Source organism: Kribbella sp. NPDC026611, assembly GCF_040638345.1.
Taxonomy (GTDB): Bacteria; Actinomycetota; Actinomycetes; order Propionibacteriales; family Kribbellaceae; genus Kribbella.
Window position 1 is genome coordinate 572,037 of sequence record NZ_JBEZYC010000001.1, and the last position, 22,377, is coordinate 594,413.

Annotated in this window: 25 protein-coding genes; 13 read left to right on the top strand and 12 right to left on the bottom strand. The window is 69.2% G+C overall.

From position 1 onward, the window contains the following. Positions 1 to 116 precede the first annotated feature (116 nt). Genes AB0E69_RS02810 through AB0E69_RS02830 form a run of 5 tightly spaced genes read left to right on the top strand, consistent with a single transcriptional unit; the run spans position 117 to position 4,640 of the window. Positions 117 to 701, top strand: a complete 585-nt coding sequence (locus AB0E69_RS02810) for a TetR/AcrR family transcriptional regulator (protein ID WP_360138487.1) — start codon at positions 117 to 119, stop codon at positions 699 to 701. After that, positions 685 to 2,331: a nitrilase-related carbon-nitrogen hydrolase gene (locus AB0E69_RS02815; RefSeq protein ID WP_360138490.1), complete on the top strand. Its 1,647-nt coding sequence runs from the start codon at positions 685 to 687 to the stop codon at positions 2,329 to 2,331. The genes AB0E69_RS02810 and AB0E69_RS02815 overlap by 17 nt, the downstream gene beginning before the upstream one ends. Then, a complete protein-coding gene (locus AB0E69_RS02820; protein ID WP_360138493.1) occupies positions 2,219 to 3,244 on the top strand; it encodes an alpha-hydroxy-acid oxidizing protein in 1,026 nt (341 codons plus the stop codon). Before AB0E69_RS02815 ends, AB0E69_RS02820 begins: the two co-directional genes overlap by 113 nt. Continuing rightward, the gene (locus tag AB0E69_RS02825) at positions 3,241 to 3,897 is read left to right on the top strand and encodes an HAD family hydrolase (protein WP_360138495.1); all 657 of its coding nucleotides are present in this window, start codon (positions 3,241 to 3,243) and stop codon (positions 3,895 to 3,897) included. Before AB0E69_RS02820 ends, AB0E69_RS02825 begins: the two co-directional genes overlap by 4 nt. Further along, positions 3,894 to 4,640: an alpha/beta hydrolase gene (locus tag AB0E69_RS02830; protein WP_360138498.1), complete on the top strand. Its 747-nt coding sequence runs from the start codon at positions 3,894 to 3,896 to the stop codon at positions 4,638 to 4,640. The genes AB0E69_RS02825 and AB0E69_RS02830 overlap by 4 nt, the downstream gene beginning before the upstream one ends. Here the strand turns inward: AB0E69_RS02830 and AB0E69_RS02835 are convergent. Together AB0E69_RS02835 and AB0E69_RS02840 are read right to left on the bottom strand one after the other, a co-directional pair. Beyond that, complete coding sequence (locus AB0E69_RS02835) at positions 4,633 to 5,712, bottom strand: 2-oxoacid:ferredoxin oxidoreductase subunit beta (RefSeq protein WP_360138501.1); 1,080 nt, start codon at positions 5,710 to 5,712, stop codon at positions 4,633 to 4,635. The two genes, AB0E69_RS02830 and AB0E69_RS02835, sit on opposite strands and share 8 nt — an antisense overlap. Beyond that, positions 5,709 to 7,700, bottom strand: a complete 1,992-nt coding sequence (locus AB0E69_RS02840; RefSeq protein WP_360138504.1) for a 2-oxoacid:acceptor oxidoreductase subunit alpha — start codon at positions 7,698 to 7,700, stop codon at positions 5,709 to 5,711. The genes AB0E69_RS02835 and AB0E69_RS02840 overlap by 4 nt, the downstream gene beginning before the upstream one ends. 281 nt (positions 7,701 to 7,981) lie before the next feature. Here AB0E69_RS02840 and AB0E69_RS02845 point away from each other — a divergent pair, with 281 nt between their 5' ends. Both AB0E69_RS02845 and AB0E69_RS02850 read left to right on the top strand, forming a co-directional pair. Beyond that, complete coding sequence (locus AB0E69_RS02845; protein ID WP_360138506.1) at positions 7,982 to 8,770, top strand: hypothetical protein; 789 nt, start codon at positions 7,982 to 7,984, stop codon at positions 8,768 to 8,770. Positions 8,771 to 8,780: 10 nt separating this feature from the next. Then, a complete protein-coding gene (locus AB0E69_RS02850) occupies positions 8,781 to 9,137 on the top strand; it encodes an NADH-quinone oxidoreductase subunit A (RefSeq protein WP_360138509.1) in 357 nt (118 codons plus the stop codon). Here the strand turns inward: AB0E69_RS02850 and AB0E69_RS02855 are convergent. After that, the gene (locus AB0E69_RS02855; RefSeq protein WP_360138512.1) at positions 9,107 to 10,018 is read right to left on the bottom strand and encodes an ornithine cyclodeaminase family protein; all 912 of its coding nucleotides are present in this window, start codon (positions 10,016 to 10,018) and stop codon (positions 9,107 to 9,109) included. The two genes, AB0E69_RS02850 and AB0E69_RS02855, sit on opposite strands and share 31 nt — an antisense overlap. A 39-nt stretch (positions 10,019 to 10,057) precedes the next feature. Between AB0E69_RS02855 and AB0E69_RS02860 the strand changes: the two genes are divergently transcribed. Together AB0E69_RS02860 and AB0E69_RS02865 are read left to right on the top strand one after the other, a co-directional pair. Then, positions 10,058 to 11,062: a dipeptidase gene (locus AB0E69_RS02860; protein WP_360138515.1), complete on the top strand. Its 1,005-nt coding sequence runs from the start codon at positions 10,058 to 10,060 to the stop codon at positions 11,060 to 11,062. A 201-nt stretch (positions 11,063 to 11,263) separates the two neighbouring features. Beyond that, positions 11,264 to 11,470, top strand: a complete 207-nt coding sequence (locus AB0E69_RS02865) for a hypothetical protein (RefSeq protein WP_360138518.1) — start codon at positions 11,264 to 11,266, stop codon at positions 11,468 to 11,470. A 95-nt stretch (positions 11,471 to 11,565) separates the two neighbouring features. Here the strand turns inward: AB0E69_RS02865 and AB0E69_RS02870 are convergent, their stop codons facing one another. The 7 genes from AB0E69_RS02870 to AB0E69_RS02900 form a co-directional block, all read right to left on the bottom strand. Continuing rightward, the gene (locus tag AB0E69_RS02870) at positions 11,566 to 14,484 is read right to left on the bottom strand and encodes an AAA family ATPase (RefSeq protein ID WP_360138521.1); all 2,919 of its coding nucleotides are present in this window, start codon (positions 14,482 to 14,484) and stop codon (positions 11,566 to 11,568) included. A gap of 113 nt (positions 14,485 to 14,597) precedes the next feature. Continuing rightward, the gene (locus AB0E69_RS02875; RefSeq protein WP_360138524.1) at positions 14,598 to 14,750 is read right to left on the bottom strand and encodes a hypothetical protein; all 153 of its coding nucleotides are present in this window, start codon (positions 14,748 to 14,750) and stop codon (positions 14,598 to 14,600) included. Between the two features lie 14 nt (positions 14,751 to 14,764). Then, on the bottom strand, positions 14,765 to 14,893 hold the full coding sequence (locus tag AB0E69_RS02880; protein ID WP_360138527.1) for a hypothetical protein: 129 nt from the start codon (positions 14,891 to 14,893) through the stop codon (positions 14,765 to 14,767). Between the two features lie 259 nt (positions 14,894 to 15,152). Continuing rightward, positions 15,153 to 15,374: a hypothetical protein gene (locus AB0E69_RS02885; protein ID WP_360138530.1), complete on the bottom strand. Its 222-nt coding sequence runs from the start codon at positions 15,372 to 15,374 to the stop codon at positions 15,153 to 15,155. A 35-nt stretch (positions 15,375 to 15,409) separates the two neighbouring features. After that, the gene (locus tag AB0E69_RS02890) at positions 15,410 to 16,117 is read right to left on the bottom strand and encodes a GntR family transcriptional regulator (protein ID WP_360138533.1); all 708 of its coding nucleotides are present in this window, start codon (positions 16,115 to 16,117) and stop codon (positions 15,410 to 15,412) included. Then, complete coding sequence (locus AB0E69_RS02895; protein WP_360138536.1) at positions 16,117 to 16,638, bottom strand: cysteine hydrolase; 522 nt, start codon at positions 16,636 to 16,638, stop codon at positions 16,117 to 16,119. The genes AB0E69_RS02890 and AB0E69_RS02895 overlap by 1 nt, the downstream gene beginning before the upstream one ends. Continuing rightward, positions 16,638 to 18,089, bottom strand: coding sequence for a cytosine permease (locus tag AB0E69_RS02900; protein WP_360138539.1), 1,452 nt, complete (start codon positions 18,087 to 18,089; stop codon positions 16,638 to 16,640). The genes AB0E69_RS02895 and AB0E69_RS02900 overlap by 1 nt, the downstream gene beginning before the upstream one ends. An 83-nt stretch (positions 18,090 to 18,172) precedes the next feature. On the opposite strand from AB0E69_RS02900, the gene AB0E69_RS02905 reads away from it, so the two are divergent. The 4 genes from AB0E69_RS02905 to AB0E69_RS02920 are packed head-to-tail and all read left to right on the top strand — an operon-like array spanning position 18,173 to position 21,291. Beyond that, the gene (locus AB0E69_RS02905; protein WP_360138542.1) at positions 18,173 to 19,021 is read left to right on the top strand and encodes an alpha/beta hydrolase; all 849 of its coding nucleotides are present in this window, start codon (positions 18,173 to 18,175) and stop codon (positions 19,019 to 19,021) included. Between the two features lie 4 nt (positions 19,022 to 19,025). After that, on the top strand, positions 19,026 to 19,583 hold the full coding sequence (locus AB0E69_RS02910; protein ID WP_360138545.1) for an NADH-quinone oxidoreductase subunit B family protein: 558 nt from the start codon (positions 19,026 to 19,028) through the stop codon (positions 19,581 to 19,583). Further along, complete coding sequence (locus AB0E69_RS02915) at positions 19,580 to 20,371, top strand: NADH-quinone oxidoreductase subunit C (protein ID WP_360138548.1); 792 nt, start codon at positions 19,580 to 19,582, stop codon at positions 20,369 to 20,371. The genes AB0E69_RS02910 and AB0E69_RS02915 overlap by 4 nt, the downstream gene beginning before the upstream one ends. Beyond that, positions 20,368 to 21,291 (top strand): GNAT family N-acetyltransferase, encoded by a 924-nt coding sequence (locus tag AB0E69_RS02920; protein WP_360138551.1) that lies wholly within the window; start codon positions 20,368 to 20,370, stop codon positions 21,289 to 21,291. Before AB0E69_RS02915 ends, AB0E69_RS02920 begins: the two co-directional genes overlap by 4 nt. Position 21,292: 1 nt before the next feature. Here the strand turns inward: AB0E69_RS02920 and AB0E69_RS02925 are convergent, their stop codons facing one another. Both AB0E69_RS02925 and AB0E69_RS02930 read right to left on the bottom strand, forming a co-directional pair. Beyond that, entirely contained in the window at positions 21,293 to 21,430 is a 138-nt protein-coding gene (locus tag AB0E69_RS02925; RefSeq protein WP_360138554.1) for a ribbon-helix-helix protein, CopG family, read from the bottom strand. Positions 21,431 to 21,511: 81 nt separating this feature from the next. Beyond that, the gene (locus AB0E69_RS02930; protein WP_360138557.1) at positions 21,512 to 22,357 is read right to left on the bottom strand and encodes an NmrA family NAD(P)-binding protein; all 846 of its coding nucleotides are present in this window, start codon (positions 22,355 to 22,357) and stop codon (positions 21,512 to 21,514) included. Positions 22,358 to 22,377 lie beyond the last annotated feature (20 nt).

Consider the following 22,377-nt stretch of genomic DNA (forward strand, 5'->3'; position numbering starts at 1 on the left):
GCCGGCGGCGCGGAGGGCGGATGCGATCCGTCCCGATCCGGCGCTGACGGATGTCATGGATGACTCGGGGTTATTCCCTATACAGCGTATAGGCAATCTGCGTTTGACTGGGTGTCATGCGAGAAGTGACGACGAAGGACCGGATCACCGCGGCTGCGACGTATCTGCTGACGACGGACGGCGCCGAGGGAGTGTCGATGCGGAAGGTGGCGGCCGCGGTCGGGATCACCCCGATGGCGATCTACCAGTACTTCCCGGACCGCGAGGCGCTGCTGCATGCGGTCGCCGATGCGGCGTTCGTCGAGCTGGTACGCCGCTGGGAATCGGCCACCCGCCCTGCTGCCGCCGACGAGCAACTCCGCGAAATGCTGATCGACCACGTGGACTTCGCGCTCGCGCAGCCGCGTTTGTACTCCTACCTGTTCATGGACCGCCGCGACCAGGCCCGCACCTTCCCCGCCGACTTCCAGGCCCGCAAGTCACCAACGTTGAACCTGGTCGCCGACGCAATCACCCTCGGCATCACCCAGGGCCTGTTCGACCCCGACCTCGACCTGTGGGAAACGGCGCTGCTCTTCGCCGCCCTCCTCCACGGCCTCCTCCAACTCCACGACGGCGCCCGCATCTCCATGCCCGCCCCCGACTTCCGCGCCCTCTGCCAACGCCTGGGCGAAAGGATCATCAATGAAATCCGCATCTAGTTCGTTCACCGGCGCGCGTGCGTGGGTCGTGGGATCAGTAGCTGCTGTCGCCACCGGTGCCCTGTTGTACTTCGGGTCGGGTCTGTCGACCTTGCCTGCGTTGACGTGGTGGGCGCCGTTGCCGGTGCTGCTTGTGGTGAGTCGCCTGCGGGCCGGGGCTGCTGCTCTGACTGCGTTTGTGGGTTGGTTTTTGGGGCTCAGCAACCTGGCGCTCTACCTGCTCGGTGATCTCGAGTTGCCTGCTGTTGCGCTGTCCTTTCTGCTGTTGATGGCGGGCTTGTTCATGGTCACCGCCTTGTTCTTCCGTGGATTGGTTGTGCGCGGGCATCCGGTGGTTGCGGCTGTGGCGGCGCCGGCTTTGTGGGCGGCGCTGGACTACCTGGTGGCGACAGTTTCGCCGCACGGGACGTTCACGAGTTTTGCTTACACGCAGGCCGGCGTTCGTCCCGTGAACCAGATCGTGTCGCTTACCGGCCCTTGGGGGCTGAGCTTCCTGCTGTTGTTCATGGCGGCCGGCGTGGCTGCTCGGCGCTGGTTGATGGTGGGGATCGTTGCCGCGGGCGTCTGCCTGTACGGCGTCCTGCACCTCCAGCAGTCCGGCGGGAACGACGCACTACGAATCGCAGTGCTGTCCGCCGAAGGCGCCGACGACGCCGGATGGCCTTCGGCTGGCGGCCCAGGAATCCTCAAGCGGTACGAGCCGATGATTGCCAGCGCGGCGAAGGCGGGGGCGCAGGTTGTTCTGTTGCCCGAGAAGATGATCGACGTGCAGACGACCGCACTCCCGCAGCTATCCCAGCAGTTCCAAACCATTGCCATCAGCAACAAAGTTGAGTTGGTCGTGGGGATGACCGTGCTCGGCGACGGGGACCACAACCGCGCCCTGATCTTCCACCCCGACGGCAGCGCGCCCACGTCGTACGACAAGCAGCACCTGATCCCGGGGCTCGAGCCGTACACGCCCGGCGACCAGTTGGCGACCTACCGGACCTGGGGTCTGGAGATCTGCAAGGACCTGGACTTCCCGGCGCTCGCCCGGCAGTACGGCAAGCTCGACACTAGTCTTCTCCTCGTCCCCGCGCTCGACTTCGAGGACGACGGGTGGTTGCACAGCCGGATGGCCATCCTTCGCGGGATCGAGAACGGCGTCCCGATGGCGCGCGACGGCAGCAAGGGCCGGCTCACCCTGACCGACGGCAACGGCCGGATCATCGGCGAGGCCGAGGCCCCGGCCGACGCACCCGCAGTACTCCAAGGTGAGCTGCACCCGGGCCGGATCCACACGCTCTACACCGCCTGGGGTGACTGGTTCGCGTGGCTGTGCTGCCTGCTCGCGCTGGCGGGTGCGGTGTGGTTGAGGTCGGGTGGTCGGCGTGAAACGATCCGGCATGGCCAACTTTGGGGACCACCAGTTGCAGATCTACCTGCAGGGCATGCTGCAGGGGACGAGGCCGGAGATCACGACCGACCTGGCCCGGCTGGAGTCCCAGGCGGCCGCGAAACTGCCGGTGGAAGCGATGGGGTACATCGCGCCGAGCGCGGGCGGGGGAGCGACGGCGCGGGCGAACCAGGCGGCGTTCGACCGCTGGCGCCTGGTGCCGCGGATGCTCCGCGGCAGCACCGAACGTGACCTCTCCTGCACCATCCTCGGTACGCCGATGCCCGCACCTGTGCTGGTCGCGCCCATCGGCGTACAGACCCTGGCGCATCCCGACGGCGAGCTGGCGACCGCCCGCGCCGCCGGGACGCTCGGCCTGACGTACACGCACTCGACCCAGGCCAGCCACACGATCGAGCAGATCGAGACTGCCGGCGCGAAGTGGTTCCAGCTGTACTACCCGACCGACCGGGAGGTCTGCCTCAGCTTCCTGCAGCGCGCCAAGGCCGCGGGGTACGCCGTCCTCGTGGTCACGCTCGACACGGGGACGATCGGCTGGCGCCCAGCCGACCTGGACCGTGGGTTCCTCCCGTTCCTCAAGGGGGAGGGGCTGGCGAACTACTTCAGCGACCCGGCCTTCCAGGCGCAGCTGGCCAAGCCGATCGCGGACGACCCCGGTGCCGCGGTGATGCGCTGGGCGCAGATCTTCCCGAACGTCGGCCTCTCCTGGGACGACCTGTCCTTCCTCCGCGACAACTGGACCGGCCCGATCGTCCTCAAGGGCATCACCGCCGTCGAGGACGCGAAACTCGCCGCCGAGCACGGTGTCGACGGCATCGTCGTCTCCAACCACGGCGGTCGGCAGGTGGACGGCGCGATCGCGTCCCTGGACGCCCTCCCCGCGATCTCCGACGCCGTCGGCGAGCAACTGACCGTCCTGTTCGACTCCGGCATCCGCACCGGCTCCGACGCCGCCAAAGCCCTCGCCCTGGGCGCGAAAGCGGTCCTCTTGGGCAGACCCCTGCTGTACGGCCTGGCCCTCGCCGGCCAGTCCGGCGTAGAACACGTCCTCCGCTGCTTCCTGGCCGAACTGGACCTGACCCTCGCCCTCACCGGCCACGCCAACCACCGAGAACTGAACCGCGACTCGGTCACCCGCGGATGAAGGCGATCATCTTTGATCTGGATAACACGCTGTTCGATCACACTGGGTCCGCTGTGCAGGCGGTGCGGGGGTGGCTTTCGGAGCTTGGGGTGGCGCCGACGGAGGAGTTGCTGGCTGAGTGGTTCGTGGTCGAGGACCGGCAGTACGGGCGGTTCTTGGCGGGGGAGTTGACGCATCAGGGGCAGCGGCGGGGGCGGTTGCACGACTTCTTGCCGGTGATCGGGTTTCCGGTGCCGCCGACAGAGGCGGAGCAGGACGAGCTGTTCGCGGGGTACCTGAAGCACTACCGGGCGGCATGGTCGGCGTACCCGGATGCCCGGCCCGCGCTGGAAGTTGCCCGCGGCAACGGGCCGGTGGGTGTACTGACCAACGGAAGCACGGTTCAGCAGAACGCGAAGCTCAAGGCGATCGGGCTGGCGGAATACGTCGACGTGGTGTGCACGACCGAGTCGCTCGGGGTCAGCAAACCCGATCCGAAAGCGTTCCGCGTCATCTGCGCGGAGCTGGGAGTCGATCCCGGCGACGCACTGATGATCGGCGACAACCTCGCCGTAGACATCGAAGGAGCACAAGCAGCCGGCCTGACCGCTCGCCACCTGGATCGCACCGCGGGTCAGACCCTGCTCGACGTCCTGGAGGTTACGGGCGAATGATGATGGACGACGGCTGTCGCCTGTGGACCAAAGTCACCGGCAACGGCCCAGCTGTCGTCCTCGTGCATGGTGGTCCGGGGTGGTGGGACGTGTTCCACGACCTGTCGCTCCCCGGCTTCACACTGCACAGGTGGGACCAACGAGGCTGTGGCCGGTCGGAGCGTCGCGGCCCGTACACGCTGGCCCGCTTCGTCGCCGATCTCGCCGCAGTCTGTGGCGCCGAACCATGCATCGTGATCGGGCATTCCTGGGGATCCTCGCTCGCACTGCAGTTTGCCCAAGCACATCCGGAGGCCCTGTCCCGATTGGTGCTGGTGTCGTCGGGCGGGCTCGACGGTCCGCCGGCCGACTACCGCTCGCGGGTTGCCGAGCGCCTCGTGAGTACGTCGGAAGCCGATCCGTGGATCGCCCGGATCTCCGCGAACATTGCTGATCGAGCGATCGCCGTGGATCAGGCGCGGAAGCTGAACACGCCTTGGTTCGAGCCCAACCCGGTGTGTGCGGAGGCCTTACTGACGGAGTTGAGCGCGTTGCCGGATCGGGCCGGGGCGTGCGCGCGGGTCGCCGTACCGACGCTCCTCGTGCACGGCGCGGAGGATCTGCGACCGCCGTCTGTCACCGACAGCTTGCTGGCCGCACTCCCGGACGCGGAACGGGTAGTGCTCAACGGTGTCGGGCACTACCCGTGGGTGGAGGATCCGGACGGCTTTCAGCAAGCCGTCCGGGAGTTCCTCGTCAGTTGATCGTCCACGTGTCAGCGCCGGTGAGGAGTGCCTGGAGGTCGCCGGTGCCCTGGGACTCCTGGGCTGTGGTGATCTGCTGGCGGACCAGGTCGTCGTACGCCGGGCGCTCGACCGAGCGGAAGATGCCGACCGGGGCCCGGTGCAGCACGCCCGCATCCGTCAGGCGGGACAGGGCGAACGCGTACGCCGGGTCCTCGGTGTGCGCGTCGTGGACGACCAGGTCGGCCTCGCCCCCGGGCAGCGACGCGATCTCGCGGACCGCGAGCGAGGCGAACCCGTCCCGGACGACGCCGAGCCGGCCGTCGGTGCCGAAGCGGATCGGTTCGCCGTGGACGAGCGGGATGATCGCGTCGTCCCGGGTCTCCGGGGCCTTGAACGCCTCGAACGCGTTGTCGTTGAAGATCGGGCAGTTCTGGTAGATCTCCACGAACGCCGTACCGCGGTGCTCGGCGGCGGCCCGCAGTACCGAGGTCAGGTGCTTGCGGTCCGAGTCGACCGTCCGCGCCACGAACGTCGCCTCCGCACCGAGCGCCAGCGAGACCGGGTTGAACGGGTTGTCCACCGACCCCATCGGCGTCGACTTCGTCACCTTGCCCGGCTCCGAGGTCGGCGAGTACTGGCCCTTGGTCAACCCGTAGATCCGGTTGTTGAACAGCAGGATCTTCAGGTTCACGTTGCGCCGGAGCGTATGGATCAGGTGGTTGCCGCCGATCGACAGCGCGTCGCCGTCACCGGTCACCACCCACACGCTCAGGTCCGGCCGGGCCGTCGCCAGCCCGGTCGCGATCGCCGGCGCGCGCCCGTGGATCGAGTGCATGCCGTACGTCGACAGGTAGTACGGGAACCGCGACGAGCAGCCGATGCCGGACACCATCGCGATGTTCTCGCGCTTGATCCCGAGCTCGGGCAGGAACCCCTGGAAGGCCGCGAGTACGGCGTAGTCACCGCATCCCGGGCACCAGCGGACCTCCTGGTCCGACACGTACTCCTTGCGGTTCTGCGGGTCGGTCGCCAGCGGTACGCCGCTCAGACCGTTCGGCAGGCTCGGCATACCGAGCTCGACCGTGCTCATCGTGCTCCTCCAGTCTGGTGGAGATCCGTCGTCAGCTGACCGTTCGAGTCGATCAGCGCCTCACCGTGCTTCAGGGCCGCGGCCGCCTCGCCGAGGTGGCGGGCGTCGTCGTCGATGCCCTCGGTCTCCTCGACCAGGTTGCCGATCACCTCGGCCAGCTCGGCCGCGCCGAGCGGCATCCCGCGGACCTGCGCGTACGAGACCACGTCGACCAGGAACTTCGCCCGCAGCAGCATCGCCAGCTGGCCGAGGTTCATCTCCGGGACCAGGACCTTGTCGTACGACTTCAGCAGGTCACCGAGGTTGGACGGGAACGGGTTCAGGTGCCGCAGGTGGGCCTGCGCGATCTTGCCGCCGACCCTGCGGACCCGGCGGACAGCGGCCCCGATCGGGCCGTACGTCGAACCCCACCCGAGCACCAGCACCTTCGCCGTACCGTCGGGGTCGTCGACCTCGATCGGCGGGACGTCGACGCCGTCCACCTTGGCCTGCCGGGTGCGGATCATCAGGTCGTGGTTGGCCGGGTCGTAGGAGATGTTCCCGGTCTTGTCCTCCTTCTCCAGGCCACCGATCCGGTGGTCCAGGCCCGCGGTACCGGGGATCGCCCAGGCGCGGGCCAGGGTCTCGGGGTCGCGCAGGTAGGGGAGGTACTTCGGGGCGCCCTTGTCATCGGTCCCGTTCGGCTCGAGGGTGAAGTTCGGCTCGATCGTCGGCAGCTCGTCGACCACCGGGATCTGCCAGGGCTCCGAGCCGTTCGCCAGGTAGCCGTCGGACAGCACGATCACCGGCGTGCGGTAGGTGATCGCGATCCGGGCCGCCTCGACCGCGATCGCGAAGCAGTCAGCTGGCGACCGGGCGGCGAGCACCGGCAGTGGCGCCTCGCCGTTGCGGCCGAACATCACCTGCAGCAGGTCGGCCTGCTCGGTCTTGGTCGGCATCCCGGTCGAGGGCCCGGCGCGCTGGATGTCGCAGACGACCAGCGGCAGCTCGAGCATCACGCCGAGACCGATCGTCTCGGACTTCAGGCTGATCCCCGGCCCGGACGACGTGGTCACGCCGAGCGCGCCACCGAACGACGCGCCCAGGGCGGCGCCGATCCCGGCGATCTCGTCCTCGGCCTGGATCGTGGTGACGTTGAACCGCTTGAGCTTGGACAGCTCGTGCAGCACGTCGGAGGCCGGAGTGATCGGGTACGCACCGAGGACCAGCGGCAGGCCGGCCCGCTGGGCGCCCGCCACCAGGCCGTACGCCAGCGCGAGGTTGCCGGAGATGTTCCGGTAGGTCCCGCTGGCCATCTGCGCCGGCTTCACCTCGTACCGGACGGAGAACTCCTCGGCGGTCTCGCCGAAGTTGTAGCCGGCCCGGAAGGCCGCGATGTTCGCGTCCCGGATGTCGGGCTTCGACGCGAACTTGGTCTCCAGGAACGTGATCGTCGACTCGACCGGCCGCTGGAACAGCCAGGACACCAGGCCGAGCGCGTACATGTTCTTCGCCCGGGACGCGTCCTTGCGGGACAGCCCGAACTCCTTCACCGACTCGACCGTCATGCCGGTCAGGTTGAGCGGGATCAGGTGGTATGCGTCCAGCTCGCCGGTCTCCAGCGGGTTCTCGTCGTACCCGATCCGCTTCAGGTTCCGGGCGGTGAAGTCCGCGGTGTCGACGATCACCGTCGCGCCGCGCGGGACGTCCTTCAGGTTCGCCTTGAGCGCCGCCGGGTTCATCGCGATCAGCACATCGGGCGCATCACCCGGCGTGAGGATGTCGTGGTCGGCGAAGTGGAGCTGGAAGGAGGAGACTCCCGGCAGGGTTCCGGCTGGTGCCCGGATCTCGGCGGGGAAGTTGGGCAGGGTCGACAGATCGTTGCCGAACGATGCCGTTTCCGCGGTGAACCTGTCCCCCGTGAGCTGCATCCCGTCGCCGGAGTCGCCGGCGAAGCGGATCACCACGCGGTCGAGCTGCTTGACCTCGATGGTCACTGTTCTGTTCATCTCCAAGTCCAAGCTTGGGTCGGCCCGCCACGGTGTGTGCGACGCGTCGATCCCCCCGTCAGGGCGATAACCCCAATATTAGTTCGCCCTTAGTACGGAAACATGCGGAAGCCCCGGTGGTCCACAGCCTGGGACGCAGTGTTACCGGACCCGCTGAGTGTGCTGGGGGCCGCCGGCGGGGTGCATTACCGTACGCAGTGGCTCGCTTGCGATCCGGAGCCGTTCCGGGCAGGGTGTCGTCATCAAGCCGTGACCCGCGGGGTCGTTCAGGGAGTTCTGGTATGCGTCGGTTGCTGGTCGGACTGCTCACCCTCGTCCTTGCTCCCCTGGGTTTCGGAAGTACGGCGAGCGCCGCGCCGACGGACACGGTTCCCACCGTGACGCCCGCGGCGGTGGCGCGGGCGGCGAAGATCTACAGCATCCGCACCACGGACGCGACCAAGGGCGTGATCACCGTGGTCGGCACGCTCTCGCCGGCGCCGAAGGCCGGCACGCGGATCCCGCTGCACCAGTGGATCCCGTCGCTCAAGCGCTGGCAGGAGGTCGCGCACGGGTACTCGTCCGGCGCCGGCGTGACGATCACCACGGTCCAGCCCGGATCGATCCGGGCGTACCGGATCGCGGTCGCGGCCCAGGCGCCGTACCCGGCCGCGCTCTCGCCGGTGATCAGCTTCAAGCACTACGTCTGGCGCGGGATGTTCAAGAAAGGACTGCTGGGGGTCGGTGGGATGCACCGGCCGACGTTCACCGTGATCCCGCCGAGCGAGGGGCCGCGGCGCGCGGAGGCGGACGTGATGGCGGACCAGGCCGGGTACGTCTGGGGCGACGTGGACTCGACCGGATGCAGTTACGTGCGGAACTGGCTGGGCAACCTGACCGACGGCACGGTCCGGGTCTCGCTGCACAACCGGACGACGGCGATGACGTCGATCCGGATGAAGCAGGAGACCGAGACCTGGCTCAACTACAAGATCCTCGGCGTCACCCGGCTCCGCCTGCAGGTCGCCGACATCTCATCGCACTACGGGCCGTACGTCGCGGTCGACTCCATCATGCTGTGCACGAACTAAACTGCTGACCGTGTCCGACAGCTATGGGGTCATCGCCGCGGTGGTCGCGCTCGGCCTGGTCGGGCTGCTGGGGGCCTTCGCGGTCAACAAGGCGCTCACGATCACGTACCCGACCGAGGGCAAGCTCAAGACCTACGAGTCCGGCGTCGACCCGGTCGGCGAGGGCTGGGCGCAGGTCCACATCCGGTACTACCTGTTCGCCTACCTCTACGTGATCTTCGCCGTGGACGCGATCTACCTCTTCCCGTGGGCGACGATCTTCGCCACGTTGGGCGTCGCCACGTTGATCGAGATGTTCGTCTTCCTGGCGTTCGTGGCGGTGGGCTTGCTGTACGCCTACCGCAAGGGCGTACTGCGCTGGACCTGAGCGCGCGCGAGCGCGGCGGCGATCGCCCAGTCCTGTGGACCGATGCCGACGGACTTGAACACCGTGCGGCCCGTCCGGACCGGCGGCTCGGAGAGGGCGGGGCCGAGCTCGATCAGGTCTTCGACGCGCAGGGTGCCCGAGTCGATGGCGTCGATGACTTCGCCCGACTCCTCCAGGGCTGCCTCGCGCTGGTCGACCACGACGGTTGACCCGATGAAGAGGTTGCGGGGGAGTTCTCGCATGCTGGGGCGGAAGGCGCCGATCGCGTTGACGTGGACCTGGCTGGGGAGCTCGTCGGCGTCGAAGAGCGGTGTGGTGGTCGACGTGGCGCAGCAGACGATGTGCGGGTCGCCGAGGGTGCTGCTCGGGGTGAACCTGACCTCAGGGAACTCGGCGGACAGTTGCCGAGCGAGCGCGGTGGCCCGGTCCGCCGAGCGGCCGACGATGGTGACGTCGGCGATCGGCCGGACGGCGAGGACCGCGCGGACCTGGTCGGGAGCCTGCGCGCCGGTGCCGACGAGGGTCAGCCGGGACGCGTCGGCGGGCGCCAGGAGATCGGTCGCGACGCCAACGACCGCGCCGGTCCGGAGCGTGGTGATCGACGTACCGTCGGCGACGAGCTGGTCCCCGCCACCGGTCCAGATCACGGTGGCGCGGATCGCCGGTACCGTGTCGAGGTCGATGCCGATCTTCTTCACCACCGCGGTCCCGGTCGGCGTGTGGTACGCCGACATCACGAGCACCGCGCCGTCGCCGAAGATCTGCCGCGGCGGCAGCACGAAGTTCCCCGCGGCGAGCTCGCGGAACGCGTCCCGGACGGCGTCGATCGCCGCCCGCATCGGGACCAGACGGCGGACGTCGTCGGCGGAAAGTACCTGCACCGTCCCGAGCATAGGGTGGAGCCGACGCTTGGGGGTTCGATGACCGATCTGCACCGCGACGCGCTCGTCGCCGACGCGCACAACGACCTGCTGATGCTGGTCGCCCGCCGCCCGAAGGCCGTCTGGGGTGACTACTTCCGCGACCGCTGGATCCCGCAGCTGCGCGACGGCGGCATCGACGTCCAGGTCCTGCCGGTGTTCCTCGATGCCGAGTTCCTCCCCGAGGGTGCGCTCCGCGAGACCCTCCGGATGATCGAGGCCGCGCACCGCATCGCCGAGGCGAACCCGGACCAGGTCGTCCTCTGCACGACCCCGGCCGACCTGGCGACCGCCGGCGACCGGATCGCCCTGGTCCTCGCGCTCGAAGGCTGCCCGCAGATCGACAAGGACCTCGAGCTCCTGCAGACGCTGCACCGGCTCGGCGTCCGGATGGTCTCGTTCACCCACTTCGGCCGCAGCGCGCTCGGGGACGGCTCCGGCGAGGACCACACCGGCGGCCGGCTCACCCACGCCGGCATCGAGGCCGTCGGTCTGCTCGAGGAGCTCGGCGTACTGATCGATGTCTCGCACGTCGGCCGGGCCAGCACCGAGCACATCCTCGAGCTCGCCACCAAACCGGTCGTCGCCTCGCACTCCAGCGCCTTCGCGCTCCGCGAGCACCACCGCAACCTGACCGACGACCAGCTCCGTGGGATCGCCGCGACCGGCGGCGTGATCTGCGTGAACTTCTTCGCCGGCTTCCTCACCGAGGAGAAGCCGTCGGTCGACCACCTCGCCGACCACATCGAGCACATCCTGGCGGTCGCCGGCGAGGACCACGTCGGACTGGGCAGCGACTTCGTCGCCGAGGTGTTCACGGAGAAGATCCCCGCCTGCGACCGCCCGCTGATCATCCAGGGCCTCGACGCCGAGGTGTTCGTCCCCGGCCTCGAAGGACCGGCCGGCATGCCCCTGGTCACCGAGGCCCTACAGGGCCGCGGTCTACCGGAGGCAACCATCCGCAAGGTCCTCGGCGAGAACCTGGTCCGCGTCCTCTCGTCCTGAGAGGCCCGACCGGGGGGCAGCGCGGCGACTGAGCGTGGCCGGAGAACTGGTTGCCGCGGTCACCGATTGTGATTGCGGGGAGCAACAAACGTGAGTTTAAGCGTACGGAATAACGGAATGCGTACAAGCGGTCGCCAACCGCTGAGTTCAGGGCTATGGTGATTACGCGGGGAAACGGGGTGTTTACCTGGTGGTGAGGCTATGTCTTGGCAACTGTGGGTACTGATCGCCCTCGTGGCGGCGGGCCTGGTGCTGCTCGCCGTACTGCGAATGCGGCACGCGCGCACGGTTTTCGATGACATCACCCACCTCGATCGACCCGCACGGCCTACCGGTGACGAGCTGGCCAAGGCCCGGGCGCGCCACGCCCGGCCCGACGAACCAGACCGCCGCCGCAGGCACGGATAGCAACTCCAGGGCCACCCAGGTCCCCACACCTGGGTGATTTCCGCCCAAACCCGCTCACGTTCGGTGGCCCGCACAGCGCCGAACGTGAGCGGTTCTCATTTGCCGTCCAGCAACCCGTCGCGCCGAGCGACCGCCGCGGCCTCGGTCCGCGACCGGACCCCGAGCTTGGCCAGGATGTTCGAGACGTGCACGCTGACCGTCTTCTCGCTGATGTACAGCTCGCGCGCCAGCTGCCGGTTCGTGCGTCCCTCGGCGAGCAATCGCAGTACCTCGGTCTCCCGAGACGTGAGCGCGCCGGCGCCGTGCGTTTCCACGCCGCCGACCTCGTCGAGCAGCGGTTGCGCGCGCAGCTCGCGGGCGACCTCCGCCGCCAGTGCGGCCTGTTCGTTGGCCTCGGCAACCCGGCCGGCGGCGCGCAGCGCGTCCGACAGCCGGACCCGCGACCACGCCTGCTCGATGGTGTATCCGTAGCCGAAGGCGTCCGCCGTCCGCTCCCACGCGGCCACGTGCTCCTCCGGCGTCGGCGCGTCGATCCCGGCCAGCCAGCGCAGCCGCTCCCACTCCGACTCCAGGCGCGCCAGCCAGGCGAGCCCCTCGACGCCCATCAACCGGCCCGGCGGCAGGCCCTTCTCCGCAGTCGTCTGCCCGATCGAGACCAGCTCGGCGCCGCGGGCAACCAGGCTCTCGGCGGCTGACGGCTCGCCGACCGCCCGGTGGCACAGCAGTTGGAGACCGAGTGCCGAGAACCGGATCCGGGCCAGGTGCCACTCGGTCTGGAACAGGTCCGTGCACAGCGCGCTGACGTCCTGAATGAGCTGCTCGGCCTCGGCCGGGCGGTCCAGCGCGCGGTACGCCTCCACGGCGGGCTGCAGCCCGATGATCGCCACCATCACGTCGAGGTCCCACCACTTGCGGGACATCTCGAACTCCTCGGCCACCGCGGTGTCACCCCGGCCACCGCGGACCGAGAACTCCACCGCCCGCAGGGCCGCTGCCGCCGCGGCCGGCGTGGAGGAGTCCGTCCGCGCGGTCTCCGTCGCGTCGTCCCACTCGCCGAGCATGAACTGGGTCAGCGCCAGCATCCGGCGCGCGTCGAACCCGTACACGGCCCACTGCCGGCCGAGCTCGCCCGCCCGCTTGGCCGCGAACGACAGCGCGGTCTTCGCGTTCAGCAGGTCGCCCTGTTCGTAGTGGGTCGACCCGAGCAGGAACCGGCTTCGCACCTCGGCAGCCGGATCGCCGGTGAGCTGCGACCGTACTGCGGCCTCCTCCAGCTGCTTCGCGGCGGTCTCCGGGTCACCCGCGCGGCGACGCAGCTGGGCGAGGGTGATCCCGGCGTCGTTGGCCGCCGACTCCTGACCGGCGTCACGGGCGATCTCGAGCGCCCGGTGCGCCCAGCGCTCGGCCTCCATCGGGCGACCGAGCGCGTCCGCGACGCGTGCGTACAGCGAGGCGACCTGGGCCTTGAACACGCTGGACGGCTCGTCGTGCACCAGCTTCAGCGCCTGGGAGATCGCCTCGCTGGACTCGTGGTCCATGTCGATCACCAACGCGATGTCGGCCAGCGGCAGCAGCAGCTGGGCGCGTTCGAGCTTCGGCGCGTCCGGCGGCAGATCGGCCAGCGCCTTGCGGAGGATCTTGACCGCGCGGAGGTGCTGGGACGACAGCGTCGCCGCCGTTGCCGTCTGGACGATCAGCCAGGTCTTGTCGATCGGGCTGTCGGCTGCGCGGTTCGGGTACAGCTCCAGGGCCAGCTCGTAGTGCTTCAGCGCCTCCTGCGGCGCCGCGACCGAGATGGCCTCCTCGCCGGCCCGCACGCGGGCCTCAAACGCCACCGGCAGGTTGTGCGACCGCGTTGCGTGCCCTGCGAGCTCGGCCGCCGTACCTGCGACGGTCTGGTCGCCAAGGGCCTTCACGTACGCCGAATGCAGCCGGACCCGCTCGCCGGGCAGGAGGTCGTCGTACACGGCCTCGGCAAGGAGGGCGTGGCGGAAGTAGTACCGGTCGTTGGCCGGTACGTCGATGATGTGCGCGTCGATCAGCTCGCGCAGGGCCTCGTCGAGCTCGCGGTCCGGGAGGCCGGCCACCGCGGTAAGCAGCGTGTGCGGCACGCGCCGGCCCGCGACCGCGATCACCCGCGCGACCTGACGGGCGTCGTCGGACAGCGGGTCAAGCCGGACCAGCAGCAGATCGGCGAGATCGGGCGGTACGGCCTCGCCGTCACCCATGGACGCCGCGGCGACGAGCTCCTCGGTGAAGAACGCGTTGCCGCCGGCGCGGTCGAGGATCCGCCGTACCTCGGTCTCGGGGAGCGGATGGCTGGTCAGCGAGTTGAGCAGGGTGCGGGACTCGTTGGGGTCGAGGGGGAGCAGGTTGACCCGGCGGACGCGCGGGTGCCGCGACCACTCGGCGATCGGACGGCGGAGCGGGTGGCGGCGGTGCAGGTCGTCGCTGCGGTACGAGACGACCAGGGCCAGGCGCTGGGACGTCAGCCGGGTGATGAGGAAACCGATCAGGTCCCGGGTCGAGTCGTCGGCCCAGTGGGCGTCCTCGATGATCACCAGCAGCGGCTCGCTGGTGGACAGCGCGGTGAACGCGCCGAGCACCGCGTCGAACAGCGCGGCGCGGTCGAGCTGGCCCTCCTGCGGCGCGGGCTGGGCGCTGAGCAGCCGGTGCGCGGGGAGCAGACGGCCGATCGCCGGGAAGTTCGTCAGCACGCTGTCGACCAGGTCGGGCCGGTCGCCGGCCAGGCGGCCGAAGATCTCGGAGAACGGCTGGTACGGCAGACCGGCGTCGCCGAAGTCGGTGCAGTGCCCGACGAGCACGCCGAAGCCGCGCTCGTGCGCACCGGTCGCCACCTCGTCCAGCAGTCGGGTCTTGCCGACGCCGGCGTCGCCGGACAGCAGCACGGCGCCGGCGCGCCGCGTCCGGGCGTCGTCAACGGCGCTCAGCAGGGCGGCCAGCTCGGACGAGCGGCCGACGAGAGGTGTCGAGTTCCAGGGCACGTCGTCCATCTTCTCCCCTGGCGCCGACACAAATCGACGGCATCCCGTCCGGTGAGCCTCCCCGGAGGTGGAAACGCCGTCCCTGATCGCTGAGAGCTGATCAGGGACGGCGGTCTGCGCGGTCATGCGGCTTTGGTGTATCGAAGGGTGCGGCGCGCCGTCCGCTCCTTACGCGGCCGGCGGCTCCAGGGGCGGTAGTCCCGCTTGGCCCGCTCGAGCCGGTACGCCGTCTCGGCCTTGATGGAGTCCTGGGTAACCAGTGGAGTGCTCAACATGTTCATCCCTCCCTTCAGGCTTTCCGGCTGAACAGGTTGCTGATGGTCCGGCGGCCGCGGTTCGCCCGCTGGTGCCGGAAGTCCCGGCTGAGACGCTCCCTGCGGTACGCCACCTCAGCCTTGACCGTGTCGTTCGTGAACATTCGCGTTCCTCTTTCTGGTGGTGCCGGCTCCCTGCCGACACCCCTAATCTGCGCGTCTGAGGTAGGCCCGCACATCGGAAGTCCTCCCTATCCCTGGGTCCTAGGGGCCTCAGACGGTCCCTAGGACCCCCCTACCCGACGGAGCGGCCGGCTCCGAAGAGCCCTGCACGACGGAGCGGCCGGCTCCGAAGAGCCCTACACGCGGAGCGGCCGGCTCCGAAGAGCCGGCCGCTGGGGGGTGGGGGTGGTGGTCGGGCGCTCACATCGCGGGCCGGGCCCGGAGCTCGGGAGCGCAAGGCTGCGGCGGCTGTGGCTGCGGGCGCCGCAGGAACCACAAGGGACGCTGGAAGTCGCGCCGGATCCGCTCCTGCCGGTACCGCGTCTCCGCCCGAAGCGAGTCGGCCGAGTAGAAGAACATGATCGCCTCCAGAAGCTTGCTGTCGATGAGTAGACAGTGCGCGTCTGAGGCGGTCCCGCACATCGGGACTCCTCCCTATGCCGAGGGCAACGAAACCCTTAGGTGCGGTAGGAGAGGCTCAGTTCGTAGTGATTCGGGTCCAAGAGCTCGTCGGCGTGCTCGGCGAAGGTGTCGGTGGCGGTCCAGCTGGTCCGGGTGGTGTGCAGGAACCAGGTGCCGGTCGGGCGATCCAGCAGCGCGGCCTCGTCCGGGCTCAGCGGCCGGGCGCGGAGGCGTTGCTCGCAGTGGTCGAGGTAGAGGCCGGCTCGGTTGAGGGTGACGCTGATCGAGGCGTTGTCGAGGCCGCGTTCGGGCAGATCGCGGAGTACGTCGGTGGCCGGGACCCGGCTGCGTTCGAGCGAGATCGCCGTACCGTTCGTGAGCACTCGAACGCGTTCGATCACCACGAAGCCGGGTGAGTCGAGGTGGAGTTCGGACGCCAGGTCCGGGTCCTCGGTGCGCTCGATGCGGATGGTTCGGAGCCGGGTATCTACGCCTTGCTCGGACAGGGCGTGCGTCCATCCCAGGCGCCCGTCCAGCGGCCGGCCGTCGAACAGGACGAACGAGCCCTTGCCGGTGTGGGTGGCGATCAGGTCTTCCTCGGCCAGTACGGCGAGGGCCGCGCGGACCGTGTTGCGGCTGACCGAGAACCGCTTCGCCAGCTCGACCTCACCGGGCAGCTGCGCGCCGTGCCGGACGACGCCTGACTTGATCTCCTTGGCCAGGACTCGCGCGACCCGCTCGTGCTTCAGTGACGTCCGGCGCATCACCGCAGCTGCTCCACGCTCACGATCTCCAGCATCGGCGCGTACAACGCCATCACGTCGAGCGCCTTGCGATGGTTCTCGGCGGTCGACCCGGCGCATGCCTCCTCGACCACCTGCACCTGTACTCCGGCGTCGACGGCGGCGAGCGCCGTACTGATCACGCAGCAGTCCGTCGTCACCCCGCCGAGCACCAGCCGTCCGTCCCGCTCGACCGTTCGGGCGAGATCGGGGCCCCAGGCCCCGAACGTCGTCTTGTCGAGGGTCGGCGCGCCCTTGAACTCGTCCACCAACTGGTAGTCGTCGGCCTCCGGGGGCTGCAGAGCGAAGGGGAATGTGTCGTAGTACGGCACCCAGGCACCGGTCGGTTTCTCCGGCGCGACGAACCGCGTGAAGACGACGTCGGGGGAGAAGCGAGCGATCAGCTCACGGGTCGGCTCGATGACCCGGGCGAAGTCCGGCGTCGCCCAGCCCGACGACGGGTCGGCGAAGATGTTCTGCAGGTCGATGAGCGCCAGGACCATCAGGCCTCCTGCTTCCGTACTGCGGGCGCGCCGGCGAACAGCTGGACGACGAAGCCGAGCACGAGCGCCGCGAGGACGCCGAGGTTCGCGAACGCCCAGGCGCCGGCCTTCCCGCCGAGGCCGAACGGACCGAGCAGGTAGCCCTGCCAGGTCAGCCAGGACGCGAACGTGTTCGTGACCAGGCCCCAGCCGATGCCCGTGGCAACGAGCATCGTCGCCACCGGCAACCAGTTCACATCGCCGTACCGGCCTTGCGGTTTGTAGAGATCACCCTCTGCGTAGTCGCGGTGACGGCTGGCGATGTCGGCCAGCATGATCCCGCACCAGGCCGCGATCGGCACGCCCAGCGTGATCAGGAAGCCCTGGAACTGGCCCAGGAACTCGCCGCCGTAGAAGACCACATAGATGGTGCCGCCAATCATGACCACACCATCGATGAACGCGGCAACGTAACGCGGTACCGGCAGACCGAGCGACAGGAGGGCCAGACCGGACGAGTAGATGTCCAGCACGGCGCCGCCCACCAGGCCGAGTACTGCGACGATCACGAACGGCACCAGGAACCACGTCGGCAGTGCCTCGGCGAGCGCGCCGATCGGGTCCGCACCGATGGCCTTCGAGAGGTCCTCGGAGGAGCCGGCGAGCAGCAGACCGAAGATCAGCAGGACGACGGGAGCCACCGACCCGCCGAACGTCGTCCAGCCGACCACGCCTCGGCTCGAGGAGCGCCGCGGCAGGTAGCGCGAGTAGTCCGCGGCCGCGTTCACCCAGCCGAGCCCGAAGCCGGTCATCAGGAACACCAGCGCACCGATCACCGCCTGGGTCGATCCGTTCGGCAGCGCGGACACCGTGCTCCAGTGGATCTGGTCCGCGACCAGGATCATGTAGACCACAGTCAGTACGCCGGTGACGATCGTGATGATCGTTTGTGCTCGCATGATCAGATCGAAACCGAGTACGCCGCAAGCGACCGTCAATGCGCCGACAACGATCAGCGCGACCACCTTGGTGATCGTGCCGCCGCCCCAGCCGAGCCGCTCGAACACGGTCGCGGTGGCGAGGGTCGCGAGAATCGTCAGCACGGTCTCCCAGCCGACCGTCAGCAACCACGACACCAGCGACGGCAGTTTGTTGCCCCGGACCCCGAACGCGGCCCGGCTAAGCACCATCGTCGGCGCCGAACCGCGCTTGCCGGCCAGCGCGATCAGTCCGCAGAGGAAGAACGAGAACACGACGCCGATGACCCCGGCGATCAGCGCCTGACCGAACGAAATCCCGAAACCAAGTGCGAACGCGCCGTAGCTCAGCCCGAGCACGGACACGTTCGCTCCGAACCACGGCCAGAACAGCTGGCTCGGCCGGCCCTTCCGATCCGCGTCGGCGATCACGTTCAGCCCGTTGGTCTCCACTGCGAGCGCGCGGGTCTGCTGCTGGTCGAGCTGTTCCGTCATCGGAGCTCCCACCCCTGAATGGACCTGTTCAGTCCTGTTCAATCACGGTAAGCCTGACCGGATCGGTGGTCAACAATGAATCCATGTCGCTCAGCGAGGCAGTAGACGGGTTCCGGCTGGCGTACGACCGCGACGGCGAAGGGCCTGCTGTCGTGCTGCTCCACGGATGGCCCGGGGACCGCACGGACTACCGCTTACTCGCGCCGCTGCTGGTGGAGCGCGGGTGCGAGGTGGTCGTGCCAGACCTGCGCGGGTTCGGCGAGTCGGACCGGGTGTCGGCGGACCCTTCGCAGTACGGCGGGGACGCGCAGGCGCGCAGCGTAGTCGCACTGATCGAGGAGCTCGGTCTCGATCGACCCGTGCTCGTGGGCTACGACGTTGGCAGTCGGGTCGCGCAGGCCATCGCCCGCACTAGGCCGGAGCTCATGGAAGGGCTGGTGATCGCGCCGCCGCTGCCGGGGATCGGCAAGCGGGTCTTCTCTGAGCACGCGCAGGCCGAGTTCTGGTACCAGGCGTTCCACCGGCTGCCGGTGATCGAGGAGCTGATCGACGGGAAGCCGGACGCGGTCCGCGCGTACCTGATGCACTTCTGGACGCACTGGTCCGGGCCGGAGTTCGTGCCGGAGCTGGATCATCTGGTGGAGGTCTACTCGGCGCCGGGTGCGTTCACGGCGTCGCTCAACTGGTACCGGGCGGGGGCCGGGTCGGTCGCGGTGTCGGCGCACGAGACGGCACCCCCGTCGTACGACCGGATCGCAGTACCGACCGTGGTGCTCTGGCCGGAGTTCGACCCGCTGTTCCCGCGGGCGTGGTCGGACCGGCTCGACGACTTCTTCAGCGACGTCCGGCTACGGCTGGTGGACGGCGTCGGGCATTACGCGCCGCTCGAGTACCCGGAGGTCCTCGCCGAGGAGATTGTCGGTCTAGGCTGACCATATGGCCGAGATCGAGCTGGGGATGCCGACGGTGCGGCCGGCGGTGGGGGCGTTGGCGCGGCTTGCGCCGGAGCCGGTCCGGTACCTGCTGAACTGGGGGCGGAAGTACTCGCTCTGGGTGTTCAACTTCGGTCTCGCGTGCTGCGCGATCGAGTTCATCGCGGCGTCGATGGGGCGGCACGACTTCATCCGGCTCGGGGTGATCCCGTTCGCGCCCGGTCCGCGGCAGGCCGATCTGATGGTGGTGTCGGGGACCGTCACGGACAAGATGGCGCCGGCGATCAAGCGGCTGTACGACCAGATGCCGGAGCCGAAGTACGTGATCTCGTTCGGCTCCTGCTCGAACTCGGGCGGCCCGTACTGGGACTCGTACTGCGTGACCAAGGGCGTCGACCAGATCATCCCCGTCGATGTGTACGTGCCCGGGTGCCCGCCGCGGCCGGAGGCGTTGCTGCAGGGGATCCTGAAGCTGCAGGAGAAGATCGCCGGTGAGAACGTCGCGAGCCGGTACGACGAGCCGTCCGCGGAGGCGCTGACGCGCGGGCTGGTGCAGCCTTGAGCTCGGACGCACTCGAGGCGCTGACCAGCGCCGGGATCGCGGCCACGGCCGCGGACAGCTTCGGGCCGACGGCTGTCGACGTACCTGCTGAGTCCTGGGTCGCGGCGCACGAGGTACTGCGGGATGCCGTCGGGTTGACGTTCTTCGACTTCTTGAGCGCGTCGGACGAGTTGACGGACGGCTTTCGGGTGGTGTCGCACCTCGCGGACTTCTGGGGTGGGGCGCATGTCGAGCACTTGCTCGTGCGGACGCTGGTGCCCCGGGCGCAGTCGGTGCTCGGTTCGTTGAGCGAGCTGTACGCCGGGGCGAACTGGCACGAACGCGAGACCTTCGAGATGTTCGGCATCACCTTCGAGGGTCACCCCAACCTGATCCCCCTGCTCCTCCCCGACGGCTTCGAAGGCAACCCGCTCCGCAAGGAATTCATCCTCGCCTCCCGGGTCGCCAAGCCCTGGCCCGGCGCCAAAGAACCCGGCGAATCCGACCACGCCGGCGCCCCCAGCCGCCGCCGAACCCTCCCCCCCGGCGTCCCCGACCCCGAAACCTGGGGCCCCCGCCCACCCGGCTCCCCCACCCCCGACCCCCTGTCCCCCGCCCAAGCCGCCACCACCCCCACCCGCCCCCGCCGAGCAGCCGGCGGCGAACGCCGTACCCGCCGCCAAGCCCCACCAGCCGACGCCCCGCCATCCGACGCCACCACCCCCACCTCGGCGCCGCCGGCTGACCCGGGCCAGGCAAACGACCCGGCGCCTTCGGCTGACCCGGGTCCGGAGGGGGAGGGTTTGTGATTCCTTCGGCGGAAGAGTTGGCGCGGTACACGCTTGAGCGGCAGCATCCGTTGACTCGTACCTGGGTGGATGACGGGCGGCGGCTTGCGATTCTGGCTGAGGAGCATGCGGCGCTGGACATCCTGCTCGCCGAGGACCTCGCGATCGCCGCTCAGCGCGCCGGCCGGCTCGCCCCGGGCAAGCCGGCCGAGTCCATGCTCAACCGATGGGTTGCCGTCGGCAACGACCTCGAAGTCATGTTCAGCATGCGCTTCGAGAACCTCAACCTTGCCAAACCCTTCGTCGACGCCACCCCGATGACCCGCTCACCTGAGCCCCCGGATCTGCAACCGCTCGCCGACGCGGCCCGCGAGTACTACGGCATCCACAACCCCCGCTACCTCCGCCTCTGGTCCGCAGCGGAATCCGTCGAAGGCACCCAGCCCGACCGCCGCTTCCTCGCCGCCCCGATCAGCGAGCTCCAGCCCCACGCCGTACCCCCAGGCCTGGAACTCCGCCCCGCCAAAACCGTCGACCACTTCGCAGCAGCCCAACGCGCGTACGACGCGGTCGACGCCGCCCACCCGCACCACCCCGAGGAAGCCACCCTCCAAGACCTCGAGGATCTGCAGGAGTCAGCCGACGACGGCTTCCTCTTCGAAATCACCGTCAACGGCGAATGGGCCGGCTACGCCGCCGCCATCATCAAACCCGACGACGCCCTCGGCCTCCCCGCATACGTCGTCCGCGAGATGCTCCTCGCCGACGAGTACCGAGGCCACGGCTACGGCCCCCACCTGAGCACCCTCCTGGCCCAGTCCCTCCCCGACCCCACCAGAGTCCTCATCGGCACCATCCACGCCACCAACCAAGGCGCCCGCACCGCCGCCCTCAAAGCCGGCCGCCACGACGTAGGCGGCTGGCTCCAACTCCCCCTCTAACTCAACCAGCTGAGCCCTGGGCTTCCTCAATGAGCCAGCGGCGCAGGTACTCGCCTCTCGTCAACCCCTCGCCGGCGGCTAGGCGGTCAATCACCGCAAGCACCTCGTCGGGTACGTCGCTGACAAGCACGTCGCTCACCGCGCACCTCCTGGCGTCCAACTGATGATCTCAGGACCTTACTGGCGCGTAGTAGAAGACGTGGCGTCGAGGCGGCGGGGGTTATTGCTGGGCGACCTCGGTGGTGGGTAACGTGCGGAACTCGTCGGCATGCTCGGCGGACCATTCGGCGAAGGTTAGGGGTGGGCGGCCGGTTAGCTTCGCGACGGTTGTTGTGACTGGCTCGGGGTTGTTGACGAGGGAAGCCCAGTAGGTGACGGCGCTCTCGGCCAGCGCGGGGTCGGCGCCCCGGTCGAGCATGGCCTGGCGGGCGGCGTCGTCGGACAGGGCCTCGACGTGGATGTCTTTGCCGATTGCCCGGGCGATGGTCTGGATCTGCTCGGCCTGCGTGAGTGCCTCGGGCCCGGTGATCTCGTAGGTCGCGCCAATGTGCCGGTCGTCGAGGAGCGCGAGTACGGCGACGGCCGCGATGTCACGCTCGTGGATCAGCGAACGAGCAGCCTCCGGCGACGGCACCCGTACGACGTCACCGGTTCGGAACTGATCCGCCCACTCCTGCGCGTTGACGGCGAACCCACCCGGCCGTACGAACGTCGCATCCTTCCCCGCGCCCCGCAGTACCTCCTCGATCTCGCCCCACACCCCGCCGGACGGCGCGCTCAAGGACGAGAGGTATACGACGCGCCGAGGCAGCTCAGCCACGATCTCGGCGGCCCCAGCCGAGCTGAACCCCGGCCAGAGCAAGAACGCCGCGTCCACGTCCGCCGCGGCACGCCGTACCGCCTCCGGGTCGTGGATATCGCCCTGCACGAGCGCGACGTCAGGCGGGAAGCCGGCGAGGTCCGGCGTACGGACAAGGGCGCGCACGGTCACGCCCGCAGCGCGGAGACCCGCAACGACGTGGCGGCCGACGCGGCCGGTGGCACCAGTGACAAGAACGGTAGTCATGACCCCACCCTTCGACCTCA

Bases quoted from the DNA above. Each gene is read 5' to 3' on its own strand.
- AB0E69_RS02810 (WP_360138487.1), top strand. From the start codon at position 117: ATGCGAGAAGTGACGACGAAGGACCGGATCACCGCGGCTGCGACGTAT.
- AB0E69_RS02815 (WP_360138490.1), top strand. From the start codon at position 685: ATGAAATCCGCATCTAGTTCGTTCACCGGCGCGCGTGCGTGGGTCGTG.
- AB0E69_RS02820 (WP_360138493.1), top strand. From the start codon at position 2,219: ATGGGGTACATCGCGCCGAGCGCGGGCGGGGGAGCGACGGCGCGGGCG.
- AB0E69_RS02825 (WP_360138495.1), top strand. From the start codon at position 3,241: ATGAAGGCGATCATCTTTGATCTGGATAACACGCTGTTCGATCACACT.
- AB0E69_RS02830 (WP_360138498.1), top strand. From the start codon at position 3,894: ATGATGATGGACGACGGCTGTCGCCTGTGGACCAAAGTCACCGGCAAC.
- AB0E69_RS02835 (WP_360138501.1), bottom strand. From the start codon at position 5,712: ATGAGCACGGTCGAGCTCGGTATGCCGAGCCTGCCGAACGGTCTGAGC.
- AB0E69_RS02840 (WP_360138504.1), bottom strand. From the start codon at position 7,700: ATGAACAGAACAGTGACCATCGAGGTCAAGCAGCTCGACCGCGTGGTG.
- AB0E69_RS02845 (WP_360138506.1), top strand. From the start codon at position 7,982: ATGCGTCGGTTGCTGGTCGGACTGCTCACCCTCGTCCTTGCTCCCCTG.
- AB0E69_RS02860 (WP_360138515.1), top strand. From the start codon at position 10,058: ATGACCGATCTGCACCGCGACGCGCTCGTCGCCGACGCGCACAACGAC.
- AB0E69_RS02865 (WP_360138518.1), top strand. From the start codon at position 11,264: ATGTCTTGGCAACTGTGGGTACTGATCGCCCTCGTGGCGGCGGGCCTG.
- AB0E69_RS02870 (WP_360138521.1), bottom strand. From the start codon at position 14,484: ATGGACGACGTGCCCTGGAACTCGACACCTCTCGTCGGCCGCTCGTCC.
- AB0E69_RS02875 (WP_360138524.1), bottom strand. From the start codon at position 14,750: ATGTTGAGCACTCCACTGGTTACCCAGGACTCCATCAAGGCCGAGACG.
- AB0E69_RS02880 (WP_360138527.1), bottom strand. From the start codon at position 14,893: ATGTTCACGAACGACACGGTCAAGGCTGAGGTGGCGTACCGCAGGGAG.
- AB0E69_RS02885 (WP_360138530.1), bottom strand. From the start codon at position 15,374: ATGTGCGGGACCGCCTCAGACGCGCACTGTCTACTCATCGACAGCAAG.
- AB0E69_RS02890 (WP_360138533.1), bottom strand. From the start codon at position 16,117: ATGCGCCGGACGTCACTGAAGCACGAGCGGGTCGCGCGAGTCCTGGCC.
- AB0E69_RS02895 (WP_360138536.1), bottom strand. From the start codon at position 16,638: ATGGTCCTGGCGCTCATCGACCTGCAGAACATCTTCGCCGACCCGTCG.
- AB0E69_RS02900 (WP_360138539.1), bottom strand. From the start codon at position 18,089: ATGACGGAACAGCTCGACCAGCAGCAGACCCGCGCGCTCGCAGTGGAG.
- AB0E69_RS02905 (WP_360138542.1), top strand. From the start codon at position 18,173: ATGTCGCTCAGCGAGGCAGTAGACGGGTTCCGGCTGGCGTACGACCGC.
- AB0E69_RS02910 (WP_360138545.1), top strand. From the start codon at position 19,026: ATGGCCGAGATCGAGCTGGGGATGCCGACGGTGCGGCCGGCGGTGGGG.
- AB0E69_RS02930 (WP_360138557.1), bottom strand. From the start codon at position 22,357: ATGACTACCGTTCTTGTCACTGGTGCCACCGGCCGCGTCGGCCGCCAC.